At 65.4% G+C, this 20,528-nt stretch carries 19 protein-coding genes; 10 read left to right on the top strand and 9 right to left on the bottom strand.

The genetic code is table 11. The features are described from left to right. Window positions 1–42: 42 nt before the first annotated feature. Window positions 43–579, bottom strand: coding sequence for a hypothetical protein (locus BCM27_RS22610; RefSeq protein ID WP_004022456.1), 537 nt, complete (start codon window positions 577–579; stop codon window positions 43–45). Window positions 580–678: 99 nt separating this feature from the next. Further along, window positions 679–1,854, bottom strand: a complete 1,176-nt coding sequence (locus BCM27_RS22605; protein ID WP_004022455.1) for a DUF418 domain-containing protein — start codon at window positions 1,852–1,854, stop codon at window positions 679–681. 79 nt (window positions 1,855–1,933) lie between these two features. Here BCM27_RS22605 and BCM27_RS22600 point away from each other — a divergent pair, with 79 nt between their 5' ends. Beyond that, the gene (locus BCM27_RS22600; RefSeq protein WP_004022454.1) at window positions 1,934–2,527 is read left to right on the top strand and encodes a TetR/AcrR family transcriptional regulator; all 594 of its coding nucleotides are present in this window, start codon (window positions 1,934–1,936) and stop codon (window positions 2,525–2,527) included. Window positions 2,528–2,537: 10 nt separating this feature from the next. On the opposite strand, the gene BCM27_RS26140 is transcribed toward BCM27_RS22600, so the two are convergent. Then, window positions 2,538–2,693: a hypothetical protein gene (locus BCM27_RS26140; RefSeq protein ID WP_231895893.1), complete on the bottom strand. Its 156-nt coding sequence runs from the start codon at window positions 2,691–2,693 to the stop codon at window positions 2,538–2,540. Window positions 2,694–3,182: 489 nt separating this feature from the next. Next, window positions 3,183–3,572 carry a DUF5997 family protein gene (locus tag BCM27_RS22590; protein ID WP_004022452.1) on the bottom strand — a complete coding sequence of 130 codons (390 nt, stop codon included), beginning with the start codon at window positions 3,570–3,572 and terminating at the stop codon, window positions 3,183–3,185. A 41-nt stretch (window positions 3,573–3,613) separates the two neighbouring features. On the opposite strand from BCM27_RS22590, the gene BCM27_RS22585 reads away from it, so the two are divergent. Further along, entirely contained in the window at window positions 3,614–4,381 is a 768-nt protein-coding gene (locus tag BCM27_RS22585; RefSeq protein ID WP_004022451.1) for a LysR family transcriptional regulator substrate-binding protein, read from the top strand. Between the two features lie 37 nt (window positions 4,382–4,418). Here the strand turns inward: BCM27_RS22585 and BCM27_RS22580 are convergent, their stop codons facing one another. After that, complete coding sequence (locus BCM27_RS22580; RefSeq protein WP_004022450.1) at window positions 4,419–5,078, bottom strand: NADPH-dependent F420 reductase; 660 nt, start codon at window positions 5,076–5,078, stop codon at window positions 4,419–4,421. Between the two features lie 118 nt (window positions 5,079–5,196). Beyond that, window positions 5,197–5,613, bottom strand: a complete 417-nt coding sequence (locus BCM27_RS22575; protein WP_004022449.1) for a TIGR03668 family PPOX class F420-dependent oxidoreductase — start codon at window positions 5,611–5,613, stop codon at window positions 5,197–5,199. A gap of 164 nt (window positions 5,614–5,777) precedes the next feature. Here BCM27_RS22575 and BCM27_RS22570 point away from each other — a divergent pair, with 164 nt between their 5' ends. Next, window positions 5,778–6,248 carry an SRPBCC family protein gene (locus BCM27_RS22570; protein WP_004022448.1) on the top strand — a complete coding sequence of 157 codons (471 nt, stop codon included), beginning with the start codon at window positions 5,778–5,780 and terminating at the stop codon, window positions 6,246–6,248. Between the two features lie 21 nt (window positions 6,249–6,269). Here BCM27_RS22570 and BCM27_RS22565 read toward each other — a convergent pair whose 3' ends face one another. The 3 genes from BCM27_RS22565 to BCM27_RS22555 form a co-directional block, all read right to left on the bottom strand. After that, window positions 6,270–6,758: a GyrI-like domain-containing protein gene (locus BCM27_RS22565; RefSeq protein ID WP_004022447.1), complete on the bottom strand. Its 489-nt coding sequence runs from the start codon at window positions 6,756–6,758 to the stop codon at window positions 6,270–6,272. A gap of 85 nt (window positions 6,759–6,843) precedes the next feature. Then, window positions 6,844–8,352: an amino acid permease gene (locus BCM27_RS22560; RefSeq protein WP_004022446.1), complete on the bottom strand. Its 1,509-nt coding sequence runs from the start codon at window positions 8,350–8,352 to the stop codon at window positions 6,844–6,846. Between the two features lie 65 nt (window positions 8,353–8,417). Then, complete coding sequence (locus tag BCM27_RS22555; RefSeq protein ID WP_004022445.1) at window positions 8,418–9,518, bottom strand: hypothetical protein; 1,101 nt, start codon at window positions 9,516–9,518, stop codon at window positions 8,418–8,420. A 126-nt stretch (window positions 9,519–9,644) separates the two neighbouring features. Here BCM27_RS22555 and BCM27_RS22550 point away from each other — a divergent pair, with 126 nt between their 5' ends. From BCM27_RS22550 to BCM27_RS22520, 7 genes are all read left to right on the top strand, one after another. Continuing rightward, window positions 9,645–10,706 carry a YdcF family protein gene (locus tag BCM27_RS22550; RefSeq protein WP_033205253.1) on the top strand — a complete coding sequence of 354 codons (1,062 nt, stop codon included), beginning with the start codon at window positions 9,645–9,647 and terminating at the stop codon, window positions 10,704–10,706. 304 nt (window positions 10,707–11,010) lie between these two features. Beyond that, entirely contained in the window at window positions 11,011–12,045 is a 1,035-nt protein-coding gene (locus BCM27_RS22545; protein ID WP_004022443.1) for an HNH endonuclease signature motif containing protein, read from the top strand. A gap of 209 nt (window positions 12,046–12,254) precedes the next feature. Beyond that, window positions 12,255–13,421 (top strand): hypothetical protein, encoded by a 1,167-nt coding sequence (locus BCM27_RS22540; RefSeq protein ID WP_004022442.1) that lies wholly within the window; start codon window positions 12,255–12,257, stop codon window positions 13,419–13,421. A gap of 1,139 nt (window positions 13,422–14,560) precedes the next feature. Continuing rightward, window positions 14,561–15,391, top strand: coding sequence for a hypothetical protein (locus BCM27_RS22535; RefSeq protein ID WP_239450629.1), 831 nt, complete (start codon window positions 14,561–14,563; stop codon window positions 15,389–15,391). A 198-nt stretch (window positions 15,392–15,589) separates the two neighbouring features. Continuing rightward, a complete protein-coding gene (locus BCM27_RS22530; protein WP_157781288.1) occupies window positions 15,590–17,776 on the top strand; it encodes an AAA family ATPase in 2,187 nt (728 codons plus the stop codon). A gap of 612 nt (window positions 17,777–18,388) precedes the next feature. After that, window positions 18,389–19,126 carry a recombinase family protein gene (locus tag BCM27_RS22525; RefSeq protein ID WP_004022438.1) on the top strand — a complete coding sequence of 246 codons (738 nt, stop codon included), beginning with the start codon at window positions 18,389–18,391 and terminating at the stop codon, window positions 19,124–19,126. Between the two features lies 1 nt (window position 19,127). Beyond that, window positions 19,128–20,522 (top strand): tyrosine-type recombinase/integrase, encoded by a 1,395-nt coding sequence (locus BCM27_RS22520; RefSeq protein WP_004022437.1) that lies wholly within the window; start codon window positions 19,128–19,130, stop codon window positions 20,520–20,522. Window positions 20,523–20,528: the final 6 nt, after the last annotated feature.

Here is a 20,528-nt window from a genome sequence, read left to right as displayed (position 1 = left end):
TGAGCCAGGTCGCTCACGTCACGCGCATGTCAAAGGGACTCGTCAGCGAGCGTTCCGCGGGGTCTGGTCTCCGCGAGGGTCTGCGCCGGGCCGGTTTCGCGGATCGATCGGGTTGTTCGACGGCTGGCCGGAGTGACGACCTGCGCTGGTCGAGTCGTCCCGTGCGTCGGAATTCCGTCCGTAGGTGTTCGGTCCTTCGGTGTTCGGTCCTTCAGTGTTCCGCCCGTCGGCGTTTCGTCGAACGTCTGGGTCGAGTCGGTCCGCGCGAGCGAACTCGCTCTCGACCTCCTGCCGCGACTCCGCGGCATGCCCCTGGTGGTGGCGTGCCTGCTCTTGCAGGCGCTTGGCTTCGGCTGCTTTCGCATCCGCCTCGGCCTTGGCCTGGCGGGCCCGGGCGTCGGCCTCCTCGGCAACGGCCTCACGATGGCGGACCGACGAGACCTGCTGGGCGGCGTTCTGCCTGATCTCCTCGGCCTGTACCCGGCGGCGCGCCTTCTGCTGACGCATCAGCAACAGCACGAGCGCAAGGATGATGATCACGACGACGACGGCGATGATGATCCAGATGGCGGTGTCCACGACTCACTCCTCGATCGGATGATGGTGCGCGTCGGGTACCCCGCGGTGCGGATGCCTAACCCACCTCGGATGGTGCTCCGACCTGCGGGAGAGAGCCCGTCACCGCGGTGCGTCGACGCTCGGCTGTGCGACCCGCCGTTCGGTGGAACCGGTGATGCGGTCATAGCCGCGGTGCCACAACCATTCGAGGGGACCTCGCTCGAATCGGCTGAGCCAGACGCGGGAGAACAGCATGAGCATCGCGGCGATCGCGAGGTAGAGGGCGACGGTGGCCGGGACCAGCGTCGTGCCGTCGAGGTGCTGCGCGAGGCCGACTCTCCAGCCATAACAGACGGCACCCGCGATCGCGTTCTGGAGGACGTAGCAGGACAACGCCATTCGTCCGACAGGTGTCAACGCCCGGCCGAACCGCCCGGGCGCGTGACCGTCGGCGTAGTACCCGGCCACCCAGGCGAGCAGCCCCAGTGCGACGACCGGCGCCAGCCCGTACCGTCCGACGACGAGTCCGGCGTCGCCACCGGCAAGCCCGACGGCGAGGTCGAGAGGAAGCGCGACCCCCAGCCCGGCGACCATCAGGCGTCGGCGGAGCCGGGCGCCGTGCGGTTCCAGAACGCCGGCGCGTAGCAGGGCGGCGCCGACGAGGAACAGGGCGATCGACATCGGCAGGATGAAGACGACTTCGGCACGGAACATCAGCAGGTTCTCGGCGCGGAATGCGATGAGGTCGACGAAACTACCGTTCGCATAGGGATTCGGGGACAGTTCGGTGCCGACGCCCGACCCGGCCGGGGCGGCGAGGAGGGCCCACGTCACCAGGCCCAGCAGCGCAACATGTGTCGAGGCCGCGACCGCGATGGCGACATACTGGCGCCGAAGCCGCATCGACAACAGGTAGGCGACGATGAGTCCGGTGACCGCGTATCCCATGAGGACGTCGAACTCGGTGAAGAGGAAGTAGTTGATCACGCCGTCGACGAACAGCAAGGCGGCTCGCCAGTAGTAGCTACCGGGCCAGGGTCGGCCTCGTCGAACGGCCGACCGCTGCTGGATGGCCAGTCCGATTCCGAACATGATCGTCAGCAGGCCCAAGAACTTTCCCTGGGCGAGTTGCTGCAGGAGGTCCTCGACCATCGACCAGGAGCCGGTCGCGTGATTCGCGCCCTGGATGTATCCCACCAACCCCTTTGGGTTGGTGAAGATCCAGATGTTGGTGGCGAGGGTGCCCAGGATCGCGATGCCGCGCAGGACGTCGAGTGCCGCGTGTCGGGTCGCCATCGTGTCTCCGTTCTTTGTTGACACATCCGTGCTACTAAAACTCGGGGTCAACGTAGCACGGGTGTACTACCATGAGTCAATGCCCAAGTTGATCGACCGGGACGGGCGACGTGCCGAGATAGCCGAGGCCCTGTGGCGGATCGTGTTGCGGGACGGTGCGTCCGGAGTGTCGGTCCGCGAGGTGGCGGCCGAGGCGGGGATCTCGGTGGGTTCGCTCCGGCACGTCTTCGCCGACAAAGAGGAGTTGCTCGAGTTCTCGATGCGGCTGATCTACGAGCGCGTCGCCGTTCGACTCCGACGCCACGACCGGATCCGCAATCCGCTGCGCTGGGCCGAGGCCGTGTTGTCGGAGGTCCTGCCGCTCGACAACGACCGGCGCGTCGAGATGCACGTGAACATCGCGATGGTGACCGAGTCGGTGGCCCATCCGGGGCTCGCGGCTGCGGCGCGTGAGGCCCACGACGGCCTGCGCTCGCTCTGCCGGACGGTGCTGACGGTCCTCGACGAGCACGAGATGATCAGCGCGAATTTCGATCTCGACTCGCAGGCGATGGCGTTGCACGCTCTCGTCGACGGCCTGGCGATGCACCTGCTCCTCGCCGACACGGATTCGCCGGCTCGCGCGCAGCGCGTGCTACGGGACCATCTGGCGGGGTTGCGCGCCGAGTCCTGAGCGCGGCTCGTCAGCTCAGCGGCACGGGTGCCGCGGCGCCGACGAAGGCGATGACATGTAATCCGCCGGGGTTCGTCTGCAGCGGAACCTCTTTCCAGTTGTTCGTCGCCCAGAGATTGCCCGACGGGTCGACGATGACGACGTCTGGGTGGGGCGGTCCGGGCACGGCAGTGTGATCACGCCCGAATTGGTCACCCACACAGTGCCCCTGGCGTCGGTTGCCAGGCCGAGGGGATTGTCGACCTGCGGGCCGGTGATCGGAGCGCGTAGTGCGCGTCCGTTGCGGTCGGTGGCCATGCCCTGCGGCCAGCTGATCGCGCCCTCGGGGTAGCCGGTCGCGGGCGAGAGCGCCCGGCCGTCGGCGCTGAACTCCGACATCGAATTGTGCGGCGGCTGACGGTCGGTGGGGCAGCCCGGGGCCGGTGCCGCGAAACCGAAGTTGCTGACCCAGATGTCGCCGTCGTGGTTGCGGGTGATGCCGTAGCCCGCTCCGCTGAGCCCGCCGCCCGTGAGGGGTCGCCCGCCGACCAGTGTGCCGTTCGGCGCGAAGCGGAACAGGTAGTTGCCGTCGCAGACCGGGGTTCGGGGGTCGGGAGCGAATCGGACGTAGTGTACCCAGATCTCGCCGGTATCAGGAGCGGTTGCGCAGGGCCGGTCAGCCCTCGGGGTCGGCGTCGGCCTGGTCGCGATCACGCTGCTTGTCGGCGTGGAGGGACTTGACCCGCCGCTCCTCGCGCCGGACCTCGATCTGGGTGGCGCGTTCGGCGGCCAGCCAATCCGGCATCTCGGCGAGGAGGTCGTCGATCTGGGCCGTCGTGAGGGCCTCGGTGATGCCGCCGCGGACGAGGCCCGAATTGGAGATCCCCAGCCTGGCGGCGACGAGGTTCTTCGGATGGGGTCCGTCGGCACGAAGCGTGCGGAGCCACTCCGGCGGGTCGGCCTGGAGGGCGGCGAGTTCGGCCCGGGTGATCGGGCCCTGCTGGAACTCCGCAGGAGTGGCCGGCAGGTACACGTCCAGTTTCTTGGCGGCGGTGGCCGGCTTCATCGACTGCGAGCTCATTCGTCGAGGGTATCGGGCGGTAGCCTGTGGACGTGATAACACCCGACGATCACGCTGCCGGCGAGGCCCCCGCGTTCCGGCTGGCGTACGTCCCGGGCGTCACACCGAGCAAATGGGTCGGGATCTGGGCGGAGCGTCGTCCCGATGTGCCGCTGGAACTCGTCGCGCTCGATGTCGCGGACTGCGGAGAGGCGGTCGCGGAGGGGCGTGTGGACATGGCGATCACGCGGTTGCCGGAGGCGCTCCGGTACGGCGATGCGCGGCAGCACCACACCATCGAACTGTACGAGGAGATCACCGTCGTCGTCGTGCCGAAAGACCATGTCCTGACGGCGGGTGAGGAGATGACGCTGGCCGATCTCGCCGACGAACAGTTCCTCTGGCCGCTGGACGAGCCGTTGACGGTGCCGGACCGCCCGGGCACGGCGGTGGAGCACCGGCCCGAGACCGCCGGTGACGCAGTCGAACTCGTCGCAGCCGGCGTCGGTGTGCTGCTCGTGCCGCAGTCGCTGGCGCGTCTGCACCACCGCAAGGACCTGGTCTACCGTCCGGTGATCGACGCGCCGACGAGTGCCGTGGGGCTCCTGTGGCCTGCTCCCACAACAGAATCGGCGGACGAGTTCATCGGCATCGTGCGTGGCCGTAAGCCGACGTCGTCGCGCGGACGCACCGGCGAGGCGCCGAAGCGATCGGCCAAGGAGAAAGCGGCGGCGAAGAGGGCGGCACGCGAGGCGGCCGGGAAGATCCCCGGCAAGAGTGCGCGGCGCGGGTCGGGACGTCCGAAACGTCGGTGACCTCAGCCGTGGCGTGCCGCCCCCGGGAGAGGGTGCGTCAGGCGCGCCATTCCGCGGTGCGCTCGGGTGACGCCTCGGCGAGCGCCTTGACCGTGTCGTCGACGCCGAAGTCCTTGCCGTACACCGGAGTACCCGGCTGCTGGCGCCACGACTCGGCGAGCAGGCCGGCGTCGACCGGGTCGAACCCGAGTTCGTCGACGACCCGAAACACGATCTCCTTGCCGGCGGGGTCGTCGCCGGCGATCGGCAGCGCGATCCGGCCCGCTGTGCCCGCCGGTACGCCCTTGTTCAGCAGGTGCTTCCAGTAGATGCCGTTGAACACCTTGTACACCGGCACGCCGAGCAGTTCCGACACCCAGACGCTCTCGGGTGTGCCGTTCTCGATCGCCTCGATCTTCCCGTCGCGCTGCTGCGGGTAGTAGTTGTTGGTCTCGATGACCGGCGCGTCGGCCTTGCGGGCGTCGAGGATGCCCGGCGCGAGGTCGGGGGTGTTCTTCTGCGGGATGCTGACGATCACCAGGTCGGCGTCCTGCGCGGTGTCGGCCGCCCACACCGCCGTGGCACCGGTCTCGGAGGCCAGTTCGGCCAGCGTCTCCGGGTCGCGCGAGTTCGCCACCCGCACCTCGTGTCCCAGCGATGTCAGACGACGCGTGAGCGTCCCGCCGATGAATCCTGCACCGATGATCCCGATCTTCACAACTGCACCTCTGCCTCTTGGTGGACGATCTTGATGACCATTCGCGCAACGAGGGCGTGTGGCGGGTCATTCCCGTGCCCGATGAAGGGTGACGAGCGCCTCCTCGGTCCCGCCGTGACTATGCGGTCGCCGACCAGCTGTGCCACGTCAGGGACTCCACGACGATCACCGGTCCCTCGGGCCGTCGTTGTCGATACTGCGGGTACTTCGCGGCCAGCGTGTCGATGCCGTGACTGCCGACGGGTTCACCGGCGTCGACGACGTGTGCCCGGCCGTCGACCCGCACCCACCAGAGTTCATCCCAGTTGTCGGAGTACTGGTCAGCCAAGAGCGACACCGCGGGATTGTTCGCGATGTTGGCGAGACGACGGAGTGCGGTGGTGCGTTTCGGCTTGTGATCCACGCACGTGTAGATGACGTCGTCATCGATTGCGCATACGACGGGGACCAGGTGCGGTGTGTCGGAGGGCGACACCGTGGCGAGCGTGACCGATCGCGCGGCGGCGAAACGTTCGCGAGTCAGGCGCAGGTCCATCTCACGAGGATGACATGCGTTCGGGTGTCGAGCCGGGCTACGGAGACGTCCGGAACGTCGCGGAGAGATGAGGCTCGAGTCACCGATGAGTGTCGATGCCGGTTCGGGTCAACCCCTGTGTCCACGCCCCGATCCGGGGAACCCGACCAGAAAGGGTCAGCAGCATGACTCACGACAGCGTTGCCGTCAGCCTCACGATCTCCGCCACACCCGACGAGGTGTTCGCGACCCTCGCCGACCCGCGCACCCACCAGGCCATCGACGGCACCGGCTGGGTTCGGGGCGCAGTCGACACGACACCGCTGCGGGAGGTGGGTCAGCTCTTCCGGATGAACATGTACCACTCGAACCATCCGGACGGTGACTACCTGATGGAGAACCGGGTCGAGGTGATCGAACCGGTGTCGGCGATAGCGTGGCAACCAGGACAGCGCAACGACTCGGGGGAGCTCGAGTTCGGCGGCTGGACCTGGCGGTACGACCTGGCGCCGGTTGGGGAGTCGTGCACCGAGCTCACCTTGACCTACGACTGGTCGGCCGTACCCACCTACATCCGCGAGTACATCGAGTTCCCGCCGTTCGCCGACGACCATCTGCGTAACTCGTTGAACCACATCGCCGAGCTCGTCGGCTGATCGGCCCGGCCTCGAGGCGGCCTACATGTCCGCGACGGACAATGGCACGACGATCTCGGTGAGCAGGCTGTCCGGGTCGGCGTCGGGAGTCGGCTGGGTCACGTAAACCTCCCACGCGAACTCGCCAGGCGTGAGGCCCTGTTCGTCTATCCACGAGAAGACCGCCGCATACAACTCGGGCAGCAGGTCGTAGCTGCCCTGGTGTAGATGGCGGGCGATCTGCCCGCCCCGAGTCCGCATCCCGAACACCTGATCTGTGTCGGGGAACGGCGCATCGACGGGGAACGCGGCCCCCATGTCCATGACCATGCCGTCGGGAGTCTCCGACGGCATGGAGAAGGTCAAGCCGTACGCCGGTCCGGCGATCGTGCGCCCCGACTGCTCGATGCTCGACACCAGAAGCGGGAACGCCGAGTCGTAGAAGGCCTCTATCTCGTCCATGGCCACGGTCTTTCGTACCACCGCGAGTTCGACCGGGTCGACGTCGACGATCTCGGGAACGATCTGCATGGACCGAGCCTACTGCCCATTCGCGGCGGCGCGAGCTGACTGGGCGAGACCCGGTGCCCCACTTGGCTAGTGCCCGACGAGCGGGTCAGCCGACGAGGTCCGGATCCGGGTCGCGGTGCGCCGACGCAGCCGACGTGGGTGACAGATCGGCGGTGAGCAGGTCCACGCTCGGGCTGCGCGTGATCACCTTGTGGCCCCACCACAGCGCGAGGAACACGAACAGCGCACCGTAGGCGGTGAGCCACAGTTCGAGATTTCCCGCGGAGCCGTCGCGGATCGCCGGGAGATTCTGGCCGGCGATGACTGCAACGCTCATGAGCAACGCGATGATCGGTCCGGCCGGATAGAGCCAGGCCTTGTAGGGGAGTCTGCCGAGGTCCAGACCTTGCGCGTGCCACGCCCGCCGGAACCGATAGTGGGCCCAGGCGATACCCATCCACGTGATGAAACCGGCCACCGACGAGGCGGTGACGAGCCAGACGTAGGCGCGACCGTCGCCCACCCGACTCGCCAGGAAGCAGAGGGCACCGATGGCCGTCGTCGCGGCCACGGCGAGGAGTGGCACACCTGATCGCGTGACCCACGAGAACACACGCGGCGCGTTGCCCTGAACCGACAGGCCGTACAACGCGCGGGTTGCCGCGAACAGGCTCGCATTGCCCGCCGACAGGATCGCGATCAGGATCACGGCGTTCATGATCGATGCCGCCACCGCGATCCCCGCTTCGGAGAACACGAGGGTGAAGGGGGCGACCGCGATGTTCTCCTCGGATGCATTCAGCAGATTGGGGTCGGTGTAGGGGATCAGGAACGCGATGATGGTGAGGGTGCCGATGTAGAACAGCAGGATGCGCACGAAAACGGTGCGCACCGCACGCGGAATCGCGGTCTTCGGTTCGACTGCCTCGCCGGCGGCGACCGCGATCATCTCGGTGCCCTGGAATGCGAAGCCGGCGATGAGGAAGACCGACAACATGCCGAGCGGGAAGTCCACGAACGGAGCGTCGTCGATCGTCCAATTGCTGAACCCCGGCGACGGGCGGTCGCCGACGACCCCGAGGATCAGCAGCACGCCGACGATGAGGAAGACGACCACCGCGATGACCTTGATCGCCGCGAACCAGAACTCGGCCTCGCCGAACGCCTTGACCGCGAACAGGTTCAGGGCCAGCAGACCCGCCAGGAACACGATCGACCAGATCCACGACGGCACGTCGGGGGCCCAGTACTTCATGATCAGCCCGGCGGCCACCAACTCGGCGGCCAGGGTGACCGACCAGTTGAGCCAGTAGTTCCACCCGGCGGCGAAACCGAAGGACTTGCTCACGAAGCGTTTGCCGTACTCCTCGAATGGGTTGCTGCACGGGATGTATGCCGACATCTCGCCGAGGCTTTGCATGAGGAAGAAGACCATGCAACCCATCAGCAGATACGCCAGGATGGCGCCACCCGGACCCGCGTCGGAGATGGTGGCGCCCGACGCGACGAACAAGCCGGTGCCGATGGCGCCGCCGAGCGCGAGCATGCTGATGTGGCGACTCTGAAGTCCCTTGCGCAGAGACTCGTCGGGGGTGATCCCCAGAGGACTGGACACCGGCAGAGTCTAACGGCCGGTCGGCCCGTCGGCCGGGCGTTGCGCAGTTGCCTGGGTGCCGGGCCTCAATCGAGAAGGGTCAGTTCGGCGACCAGGTCGTGCACCGGGTCGCCGGGACCGATGTCGTAAGTGCACTGGTCGTCCCGCGGGTCCGGGACGAACGCCCAGAACAGTGCGGTTGCCGTCCCGGCCGCCCGCTGACCGGCGACCTTGGTCCGGAAGTCGTCGACGCGCCCGGACCTCGAACCGCACGAACCGGCGAACTGGCCGATCTCGTTCACGGCGAGAGGTTTTCCGACTGCGCGCGCCTGTCGTAGACGTTCGGCCAGCCCGTTCCACTGATCCCCGGGGAGCGCGACTCCGTCCGCACCGTAGTCGTGATAGTCCAGGACATCCACATACGGGGAGCCCGCGACGTACTGATAGTCGGGTCCGGCGGTGCCGCACTGGCCACCGCCGGTGAAGCCGGACCAGATCACCGCCCCGCCGTGCAGTCGGGTGACCATGGCACCTGCCGCGCCGAAAAAGGACCGCAGTACGCGCGCGGCGTCGACCGGGCACGACCGCTGTTGCCAGGCACACGTCTGATCGCCACAGACGGACGGCTCGGGTTCACCCACCAATTCCCATCCCGCCAGCGCCGGGCTGGCCTTCCAGCGTCTCACTGCCGTCCGCACCCATTCCTCGAACGTGAGTCCGCCCGCTCCGGCGGCCGTTCGCCAGCCCGATCGGTACCAGTCGCGTTCCTTGAAAACTCCGCTCTCGCAGGCGCCGTCGGCCGCGGCCAGGACCGGCAGCACCATCTGGTCGTGCCGCGCCGCGGCGTCGAAGACGGCGTCCATCGGCCCGAAATCCAACTGCTGGGTGTACTTGTTCACCGCCAGTCGAGCGAACAGATTAAAGCGGGTGAGCGAATGCGGGGGTAGGGCAGCGAAATAGTCGTCGAGATCCACCATCGCTCCACACCCGGCGTTCACCGACCAGTCGGTGGCCAGCTGGTACGCGTCGAATCCGGATGGCCACCACTGGCGTCCGTCGAGCGTCAATCCCGTCGGCGTCGCATCCACCCGGTTGGGCGCCGCCTGTGCGGGCGGAGGCATCATCCAGCTCACGAGCAGGCCGATGCTCAGCGCCAGAATCGGAATTCTCACCGCGGGCAGATGCATGTGTGCGTCCTGGGATGACGAGGACCGACGATGGCGACGGCCCGGTTCGTCTGATGATTGCACGCCGACCGCGCTCGTACCTCATGTCCCGACCTGCGCGACAGCTGTGACACCATCAAGTTCGTGATGGGCGTACTCATCGTGGCTGCAGTGCTGCTCATCGCGAGCGCGGTGCTCGCATGGCAGGACCCACGTCGTCTGAGCCCCGGCATCCTGCTGACCGCGGGCCTGTCGGGCGTGATGCTCGCCGCGGTGATCGTGGCCGTGGACAGGGGCATCGACGACGACGGCTCGGTTCTCGCGCCGGCGGTGGTCATCGTGGCCCTCGGACTCGTTGCGCTGCTTGCCACTCTCATTCTCGGGGCGTCGTTGATCGCCAACGGCGTGACGCTGCTGCGCCGAGAGGGGCGCCGCCCCGCGAACCTGCTGTCGGCGCTCCTGGGTTCACTCCTGTCCGGTTACGCGCTCGCTGTCCTGCTCGGGATCATCGTCGGATGGTTCGACGTGTCGACGAGCAACGCTCTGCTCAACTTCCTCCTGGCGGTGGGCATTCCGGCCGGTTACCTGGGATTCGTATTCGCCTCCCTGCTCCTCTGGTCGTGGCTGTACGGTCGGTGGAGCAAGTGGCGGGCGCGACGGGCGAAGGTCGGCGCGATCATCGTCCTGGGTGCCGGTCTCCTCGACGGGTCGCGCGTTGGTCCATTGCTGGCGTCACGACTCGACCGCGGTCGCGAGATCTATGATCTGGCCCGGGCTTCCGGCCTGGACCCGCTGATCATCTGCTCCGGAGGCAGAGGTGGCGACGAGCGGCTGTCGGAGGCCGCGGCGATGGCCGAGTACCTCGTCTCGAAGGGCGTCGATCGTGATGCCATTGCGCTCGAGGATCGATCCACCGACACCGCGGAGAACCTCCGGTACTCGAGGCGTGTGCTCGACGAGCGTGGAGTGACCGAACCGGTCGCGGTGGTGACGAGCGGCTATCACGCCTTCCGCGGAGCGATGCTCATGCGGTCTGCTGGGATCGACGGATTCTCGACCGGCGCCCACACCGCGCGATACTTCGTCCCCAACGCCCAGGTCCGTAAGTTCTTGGCGGTTCTGCGTGACCACGGATGGATCAACTCAGTCGTCCTGGTCCTACTCAGCGTGCCGCTGATCTCCGGCACCGCTGTGGCTCTCTTCGGCTAGTCGACAGTGGACCAGGGGAGTGCCTTGCGGACCCCGTGATGGTGGAGCCGATGACGGGAATCGAACCCGCGTATTCAGCTTGGGAAGAATTTTCAGGGTCCGCACGTGGGTTCGAGTCAGTGCAGGTAGACGCCTCGGCGGGACGCGCGTAAGCGCTGGTCAGACCAGGTAATGAGGTCGCTTCCGGCTCGCTTCGGGACGCCCCGGATTCGGTCCCGGACGGCTGGGATTCGCTCCCGGACGCGGCCCCTGCGCGGCCCCGATACGCGTCGGCGTTCTGGATCGAGTCCCTAGAATCGAACTGGTGGCGACTCTTACCCGTCCGCGTGAGGCGGTTGTTCGGCGGCTCTTCGCAGTGTCGATGAACCAGTGCGCAATGCCAGACTGCACGACACAACTGGTGTCATCCGAGACCGGGACGATTCTTGGCGAGGTCTGCCACATACGCGCTCATAACCCTGGTGGTCCTCGGTACCTAGACAGTCAAACGGACGAGGAGCGCCACGGATTTGGCAATCTAGTTCTCCTGTGCCGCAACTGCCACAAGCTGATCGACGCGCTCGAAAATCTGGAAATCTACACTGTGGAGGCGCTGGTTGAGATCAAACGTAGGCATGAGGAGGCTGGCGCGGCCGCCGGTGCGATAGACGCACCCTCGCAGGTAATCACTGCGCTGCAGTGGACAGTCGCTGTTTACGAGGCCGGGGCAACCCACATGGACTTCCGTAACGCCGTATTCAAAGTGGGGGGTGACGGGGGTTACCCACTAGGGGGCGGGGGTGAGGGTGGTGTCCTGACGATTGTTGGGATCGGCAGCCTCCCGGACGATATAGCGGCCGAGATGACGATTGACCTTGCAGGCGGGCCGGGGAGTTATCCCGGAGGCGGCGGAGGTGGCGGCGGGGTTCTCAAGTTCGAGGGAAGAACCGTAGAAACTGACGACATCGCTGCTGGGCTGAAGATCCCGGTGTTCTTCCCAGCGAACAGTGTTGCCGTCGCGGATGGGCTCGTGCATCTGCTCGGTGGAGGTTGGGAGTACTACAGAGTTCCCGAACTGCCGTTCGCAACGATCATAGACGCTGCGCTGGTTGTCGAGTTCGGCACGACACAGCCTAACTCGATGCTGAGCTTCGATGTCTCCGTGCTGGACCCCGGAGAAAACAGACGACACCTCAGTAGGATCGATGTGGAGGTGCCCGAACCTACGGGACCGCTCAACAGGGTATGTCGTTCCGTTCGCGCGTCCATTAAGTTTGAGGCTCCCGGAGTGCACGAGTTGGTGGTCACGTCAGGCGAGATCCGACTTAGTGTGTACTCGTTCGAAGTTCGTATCCAATGAGAGAGTCGTGGCCAACGCCAAAACTACCGCATGACAATCTAGTTCGTCATCGACGCGTGTAGAGTTAGGGCCGAGCCGTCGTCGGAGGCGACAGGCTCACCTCATACTCCGCTCATCCCGCTGCGCGGTGCGTAGCAACTCCCTCGGCTGGTGGCCTGGAGCTAGAGCAACCCTCAGATCCCGCCACCCAAACAGCAGGGGAGACAACCATGTCCGTGCAATCCATCCGCCAGCTCGCACTCGCGCCCATCTTCGGTGCGGAAGTCCGGCGAGGCCGAGGTATCAGCAACCAGGCTGACGTCCTCGTCAACTCCACCGCCGACGGCATCGACCTCAACGTCATCTGGGACGAGTGGGCGGCGGTGCTCGACGTCTGGAACGAGGAGCGCACCTCGATTGCGTCGCTGCTGAGCTTCTATACGACGCTGCGAGGCGAGGCCGTGCCGCAGACGTTGGCGCAGATGAAGTTTGAGGAAGCGTCCGAGTTTGGTGTTCCGGTATCGGGGCGTGCTGAGGCGGAAGTCCTGCGCCTCGGCTACACCTTTCACGACTACGATCTGCGCCTGGGCACGACATGGAAGTTCCTGCGCGACGCCGATTCGAGGCAGCTCGACGCCAACCTCACTCAGGCAATCGAGGCCGACAACCGCTTGCTGACCGGGACTGTGCTGAATCGGTTGTTTGACCCAACTCCCGGCGCCAATGAGGATGCAACGACTGTATATGGCCTCTACAACGGCAACGACGGGATCGCCCCGCCGCCATACATGGGAGTTGAATTTCCCGAAACCACGTCGCACTACCTCGTCAGCGGTGCCAACACAATCGACTCCGGGGACCTCGAAGAGGCCATCAAGACCATTACGTCCAAGGGTTATGGCCCTGTGGCCGGGTCCCAGCTCATTATCTTGTGCAACGAATTCGATGCGGACGTGATCGCGACATTCCGACGCGGTGAAGAGTCCCGTGACGGTGGCCCAATTGCCAAGTACGACTTTGTGCTTTCGGAGTCAGCTCCGGCATATCTCACTGAGGAGACGATCGTCGGTCAGCAGGCACCCGGAACCTACAAGGGTCTGCCAGTCTTCGGAAGCTACGGGCACGCGCTCGTAATCACATCGAACCTGATTCCCGCCGGGTATGTGGCAGTCGCGGCGACGGGCGGACCCAACTCGGAAGTCAACCCGGTCGCGATTCGGCAGCACAACAACACCGCCTATCACGGCTTGCGGGTCATCCCAGGGGCGGAGAAGTACCCTCTCCAGAACTCCTACCTCCAGAGGTCGTTCGGTGTTGGCACCCGTCGTCGCGGTGCGGCCGCTGTAATCCAGGTGAAGGCGACGGGCGACTACGAACCGCCCACGTTCGCAGTCTGACCCGGCATTCGAAACCTGCCCCGCCCCGGCTAGCTCACCTCCCCGAGCTCAACCGAGGCGGGGCAGACCCATCTAAGGAGACACAATGCGTCGCTCACAAGACCCCGGCGAATCGGAGTTCTCGACGGGGCGGTCGAACGGTCGCCGCAACACGACTGATCCCTATCGTCCGGCGCGGGGCGCCATGCCGGGCAACCCAGGTCCGATCGTCACCCCGCTGAGCGTGGAGGGTGGACACACCTATCGCGGCACAGTCGCAAGCGACACCACAGCTGAGGCGGTCGAGTCGCAAGCTCGGTTGCTTCCTCCTCCCACAGCTCCGCTACCGACGAAGCGGGTCCGACGGGTGCTGTAGCCGTGTGATCTGCGTCATATCAGGAGTCGCCCTCTGGCGAGTCGAGATTTTGGGTCGGTACGTGGCTACCGGCGCGAAAGCCTCAGAAGTGAGTATCTGGGATAAGTGCTGTGCTGCAGTGTGATCCCAGCGAACGGAAGAGCTACGACTCCGAATCGATGGCGGTATAGTTAGAGGCGGCTTCGGAAAGTACCCGAGGTAGGCAAAGGCCCTCCATTAGCGAACGAACGCGCGTCGCAGGCCCTGGAGACGCCCCGAAAGGGTGACGGAATCCAGCGCAGCGAGGATAGGGCGAGCCGGGTTGGTCGCGTCACGCCCAGGGTCATCAATCCTTGTTGACTTGCCGCTGTTTGCGGGCGGCGCTGGCCTGAGGGGACCCCTCGATCATGACTGAAATCCGACCACCTCTATCTACCGAATCTGATCCCACGCTGCCTACGATGAACCGCCAGGGCGTCGTGGAGTTCTGCAGAGCGCTTGGGGTACCAGCTATCACGGAACGATTCGTGCGCTGGCAAACGATAGACGGACATCTGCCCACGTACCGTGTCGCGAACCGAAACCTGTACAGCGAGAACGATGTCAGGGCATGGCTCGAAAGTATGCGACGCGAGGGCACGGGCGGTGCAGCATGACGCCGGAACGCCGTGCGAGGGCTATGGCGAAGTCCTCCATGGCGAACATGGCTTTGCGGCATAGGACTACAAACCCTGAAGTGGATGCGGATGAGGCGAGTCTCCGCGACGTCAAGCGGTACTCCCCTGGGGCGAGGTCGAATCCAATTGTGGGTCCGGTACTCGCCGAGGTGGTGGATACGCCGGTGACCTACCCTGATTCATCGGACCTGGCAGAGCTGCTGGAGTACATGTTCTCGAACTTGGCCAGACGGTGCATGCTCGACTTCCGTCTCGGCGGCTACACGACGGACGAGCTGCGGGACGCGACGGACCCGGCCCTGCTGCGGGCCGATCGGGTAGAGACATACGAGGGCATGCTTGATCTGGCCGTCCTGGGTGTTGCTGGGCAACTGGAGGTCATCCTCCACGATCCTGCTGCGCCGTGCGTCGGGGGTGCGCTGGTTGCATTCCCGACCATTGCGAACCCGTTTGCGTCGGTGCTGCCGTACGACAACGTCAGCTGCCTTCCTCCGCGAGACAACTCGCCACGCGACGAAGATGGTCCGGCCTGCCCTGTCCTCCCCCTTCGCCCCAGGGACGAAGAGGATGGCGACGAGGACTTGGATGACTTCGATTTCGACTTCGAAGACTTCGACGATGATCTTTCGGAGGACACCGAACCGTGGGCGCGTCCCGCATCGAGCAAAGACGCAGAGCCGCAGGAGGCATGGTCGGTCCGGAGGCTCGTCTCTTGGCTGATGCACCGCTTCGCTTCAACATGCATCTTCTGTGAGCGCGCAGGAGGGGACCGAGCGCCGGACTGGGGCGGGGTGGTCGTACGCCGAGGGCAACGGATTCATGTTCTGCCGATCTGCTCCACGTGCCTATGCGACGCGACCGACGTCTACGAGCTGAAGCTACTAGACAACTCTCTGGATGTCGTTCGCAACGATGGTTTCCACGACGATCACGGGTGGTTTGAGGACCGATGGCTCTAGCCTTCGCCAGCCCGTAGAAGCCGACTGGCGTCCACAGAGGCCGGGATGAAGCTCTGTGGACGCCAGCGACTTTGATCCAGGGAGCGGGCAACCTGGTTTCGAATCCATCTGCGCAACAGAAAGACTCGCAACATGATCCTACCTAACCCGTCGTTCGATGCAGCTGACGACGAGTCCCGACCACCTACCGTCCCCGATGTGTCGGGAATTGTCGTCAACGGTGATGCTGCCCAGGCGTACGCCGCGGCTGGGTTCTACGTCCTGCCTGTGAAGCCGGGCACCAAGAATCCCGGCAGTGTCGTCGGCAAGGGGTGGCACGAGAAGTCCAGCCGCGACCCAGTTGTAGTGCGGCGCTGGTGGGGTAGGAATCCCGACTACGGAATAGCTCTGCACGTTGGCCGGAGCGGTCTGGTTGTATTCGATCTCGATAAACCTCTGGCTGACCTGCCCGACGAACTTGTTGCGGCACTACGCCAAGGCGTATCGCAGCGGTCCCGCCGCGCGGACTCGTCTAACCCTGATCGCGGGCACTACCTGTTCGTCAACGACGGCAACTTTGGCAACAGCGCCGGAGCCTTCGCGCAGTTCGGTGAGGTTCGCGGAAAGAACGGCGTCATCATCGTCGCTCCCACCGAGCACGTCGACAACGACGGTGAGTACCGCTGGGTGAAGACGGGGCCGGTCCCTCGCCTCCCCAAGCGGTTGCGCGAGTGTCTACGGGAGGCATCGGGGGTACAGGCTGCACCGCTGGCACGGCAGGAGTTGACCGACTTCCTCGACAGCTATGTGGACTCCGCGCGTCCCGAGTTGCTTGAGGTGCCCCTAGACAAGTTCTCCGCGATGGTCGCCGAGGGGATGTCGAGACATGACGCGCTGGTAAAAGTGATTCCGATGGCCTATCGCGATGCGATGGCGGGTTTGTACCCCGCGCGGGAAGCGACCGAAAGGCTCCGTGCCGCGTTCGAGGACGCGTTCCGCCCGGACGACGGCGACGAGAACGAATTGAAGGGGAGGCGTAGACGTCCCGACGACCGCGAGTTTCAAGCGACCGCAGCGTGGGCGGCAGCGCAAGTGGTATCCACCGACCCAAGCGAGCTGCGCGAGCGCAAGGCGCGTTTGATCGGGAGCGAAGACGACGTGGCGTTGGCGCGCGAAGCGTTTGCACCCGGCGGCATGTGGCACCCGGACAACCCGAAGGGCAACGTCTACCGCCTTCATCGGCGGGGTCAACGCGCCGATCCGCCGCCGCAGGACGATGGACGCCAGTTCACGCAGTCGCTGGCTCAGGTGACACCGACTAAGGTGCAATGGTTATGGCACCCCTGGATTCCGCTGGGCAAGCTCACGATCTTCGAGGGCGAACCAGATGTCGGCAAGTCGACCATGACGCTGAAGCTCGCGGCGATGGTGAGCAACGGTGGCCCGTGGCCACGCGTCGACATCAGCGGCGACACTAGCCGCAACGAGAAAGGGCTGACCGCCCCGGCCTCTGTTGTCCTCGTGGGCGTGGAGGATGACCTAGCCGACACGGTGGTCCCGCGACTGCGCGCAGCGAAGGCCGACCTGGACCATGTTTCGGCAATGGCAAGACCGCGAGACGCAAACGGACAGCCGATTCCGTTCCTCGTTCCCGACGACGTGGACAAGCTGCGCCGCGCAATCGAAGAGGTAGACGCGAAGCTGGTCGTGATCGACCCGATCAGCGCCTTCATGTCGGACGCGGTAAAGCCAGGTAGCGATACCGCAAACCGCAAGGCGCTCATGACCCTCGCGGATGTCGCTGAGCAAACTGGAGCTGCGATCGTCCTCGTGCGCCACCTCAACAAGGGCACGGGTATGAGCGCGAAGCATCGTGGGGGAGGATCTATCGCCTTTACAGCGCTCGCGAGGTCGGTCCTGTTGGCGGCGAAGCTGGACCCGAGCGAGGATCGCGAGAACACCAACGCAACACACGCCCTCGCGTCCACCAAAGGGAACCTTGCCCGAGCACCGAAGACGATGGGGTACGAACTACGCTCCAGCCCTAGCGATCCAGACTCGCCGGTCGTCCGCTGGGCCGGTGTTCTAGAGGAAAGCGCAGACCAACTCGTCGGGGCGGACGGAGCCAAGACTGATGCTCGGACCAGTGCTCCCGCCCGCGATGAAGCTGAGCGTCTGATTCGAGAGATGTTGGCTGATGGGCCCCGCGATGCGAAGGAGGTTCGTAGGGCTGTGGCGGCCGAGGCGGGATGTTCCGAGCGGACAGTGACCAATGCGGCGAAACGCTTGTTGGTCAACAAGACGCCGGTGCGGAGGGGTGAGAGCATGCAGATTGACCACTGGACGTGGTCCCTGCCTGGCCGCATGAAACCGGGAGACGACTCGAACCGGACGGGGAGCGGCTGAAAGCGCACCCGAGAAGGCGTAGGGGAAAGGGTTTCCCCCTTCTCGTACCCCTTCCCCTAGTGCCGCTAGGTCCCCTAGGTCGGACCAAGAAAACGTACCGATGAGACGTCCAGAAGTACCCAGGGGCACCTAGAGGAACTAGATACCCCTAGAAGAACTAGAAGAAGAGGAGGGGGCTTCGCGCGAGAGGGAATCTAAGCGACTTCGCGCTGGGCGAGCTGCTGGCGACCGATCTAGTCACCGACTTGAATGCCTGTTTCCGTCTGGCCGTCGATAACCTCCCGCACCGACCCGCCTCGGCTATCCGCCCCACGCCGGCCACGTCCATCGCCACGCTAAGCCGCTGAGACGCCGGACCCTTCCCGGTAGGCCGACCGACCGTTCAACGTGGGGAGCGTTGGAGCTACCTGGGTAGAACCGCGATCGTAGCGAGACTCGGAGGGTCCGGGCGGGACCTAAGGGGCACGAAATAAGTTGCCACCGAACAACTGTGGACGTATCGGCAGTGTTGAGGTGGCGTACCGTCTGCGTCGTCGGAACCGTGGTAACGACCGTTTCACGTTTCCGACGCCCGTCCACCACGCACTATGCCGAGACGCAGGAGAGAGCACGATGACCAAGAGCAAGTCCACGTCCAGAGCGGAGGCGTTACGCCGCGCCTTGGCCGACAAGTCGCAGCCCGCCGAGCCGGAGGTGGCCGAGTATCAGCCGCTGAAATGTAGTGGCTACGTGAGGGTTTCAACAACCGTGCAGGACACCAAGGGCTACGGCCTGCGATCCCAACAGGATTACCTGACCAAGTACTGCCTGGACCGAGGTCACCAGTTGCTCACTGTTACAAGCGATGTGGTGAGTGGCGGCAAAGCTGCGGAGATGCACGGCCGAGCCGTCGCGATCAACGCCCTCGAAGCGGGAATGGCCGATGCGCTACTGGTGCGGGCACTAGACCGTGCGACCCGCGACCAACTCGACGCTGCCGAACTCTACAAGCGCGCCGAGTTGCATGGTTGGCGACTGCTGGACTGCGAGGGCGCGGACAGCGGCGAACCCAGCCAGCGACTCACCGCCGACATCCGCCTCGCGGTGGCTGCGGAGGAACGCCGACGCATCAGCGTCCGCACCAGGGAGGGGCTGGCCCGAGCGAAGCGCGAGGGTAAGAAGCTTGGCCGGCCAAGTCGTATCGACCCGCTCGTGGTGAAGGAGATCGTCAGCATGCGCCGCGAGGAAGGGCTGGGGCCGAAGGCTATCGCTAACTGGCTCGATGAGGCCGGAATCGCAACGCCGGGTGGTGGTTACCGCTGGCACTACGCGACAGTTCGTCGGGTGCTGAGTAGGGAAGGGGTGGCCTGAGATGGCATCGGTCAGGAAGTTCACGTCCAAGAAGGACGGCAAGCCCTACTACAAAGTGAAATGGCGAACGCCGGACGGCAAGCACCGCACCAAGGGCGGCTTCCGGACGCGGAAAGAAGCGGACGCCTACGCCACTACAGTCGACTTCAATCAGCGTCGCGGAACCACGTTCGATCCGAGGTCCGGTGACGTTACGTTCCGCGTAGCGGCGGCGGCATGGCTCGACAGTCGCCACGACCTTAAAGCCACGACCCGACGCGGATACGCGTACGCCCTCGCCCCAGCAACCGAGCGACGGGGCGAGATGGGCACGTTGGGGATTGACGCGGTGTTCGGCGGCTACCCGCTCAACGCAATCAAGCGCGAGCGCATCTCGGAGTGGGTCGATCTGCTGGTGAGGGCGGGGAAGAAGCCGAGCACCGTCCGGCATGCCTACTTCCTGGTGAGGATGGTGTTGGCGCAGGCAGTGGTGGACGGTCGGTTGACGACGAACCCGGCCGATTACGTGCGCCTACCTGGGGAGCACAGCGCAACGGGCGGCACGGCTGGCGTCGTAGACGACCCGGCCCAGTTCCTCACCGCGACTCAGGTTGCCGCCCTCGTCGCAGCGACGCCCTGGCCGTTCAACGTCTACGTCCACGTTGCAGCATGGGCCGGACTGCGGGCAGCGGAGCTGGCGGGGTTGCAGGTTGGGGACGTCGAGCTGCCCACGCGGACGATGAACCCGAACGCCCGCCCGAAGCCGGGAACGTTGCGCGTGGAGCGGACTGTGCAGGTCGTCGACGGCGTCGCCAGCTACGTCGCCCCGAAGACCCGAGGCAGTCGCAGGCGCGTACCGCTGACCCCGGCGACGGTCGACCTACTGCGGAGCTACTTTGCCGAGCACCCGCGCGCCGACGACCCGACGGCCCCGCTGTTCCCGGCGATGCGGCTCGTAACCGAGCGACCGACAGGGATCAGGGCAGACGGCGAGCGAACGGCCAGGGCGAAGGCCGGACGACAGGCAGACGCCCTGGCAGCGCTCGACGTAAGAGACGCGGAGGCGCGGTTGGCGCTGGACTGGACTGAGCCGGTGCGGCACCCGACGTTCTGCAAGGCCGTGTTCCGGCCTGCGGTGCTGCGCGCCAACCGACTGGCCGGCGAGGTGCTGCTGCCTGCTGACCTCAAGTTTCACAGCCTTCGGCACACGTACGTGTCGCTGTGCGTTGCGGCAGGCATCCAACCCTTGGAGATCGCAAAGATGGCCGGCCACGCGAAGGTCACGACCACGCTCAGCGTGTACGCGCACCTCTTCGAAGATGACCACGCAGACGCGATGCGTGCGCTTGGCGCGATGGGGACGACCGCGTTTAGCGAGAACGTGGTGCGGTTGCGGGCTAGTTCATTGACGCCTTAGTCAGCC

This window comes from Gordonia terrae (assembly GCF_001698225.1).
In the GTDB taxonomy this organism is placed as follows: domain Bacteria; phylum Actinomycetota; class Actinomycetes; order Mycobacteriales; family Mycobacteriaceae; genus Gordonia; species Gordonia terrae.
Note: the sequence above shows the minus strand (reverse complement) of the source record. Positions and strands in the feature narration are given on the sequence as shown.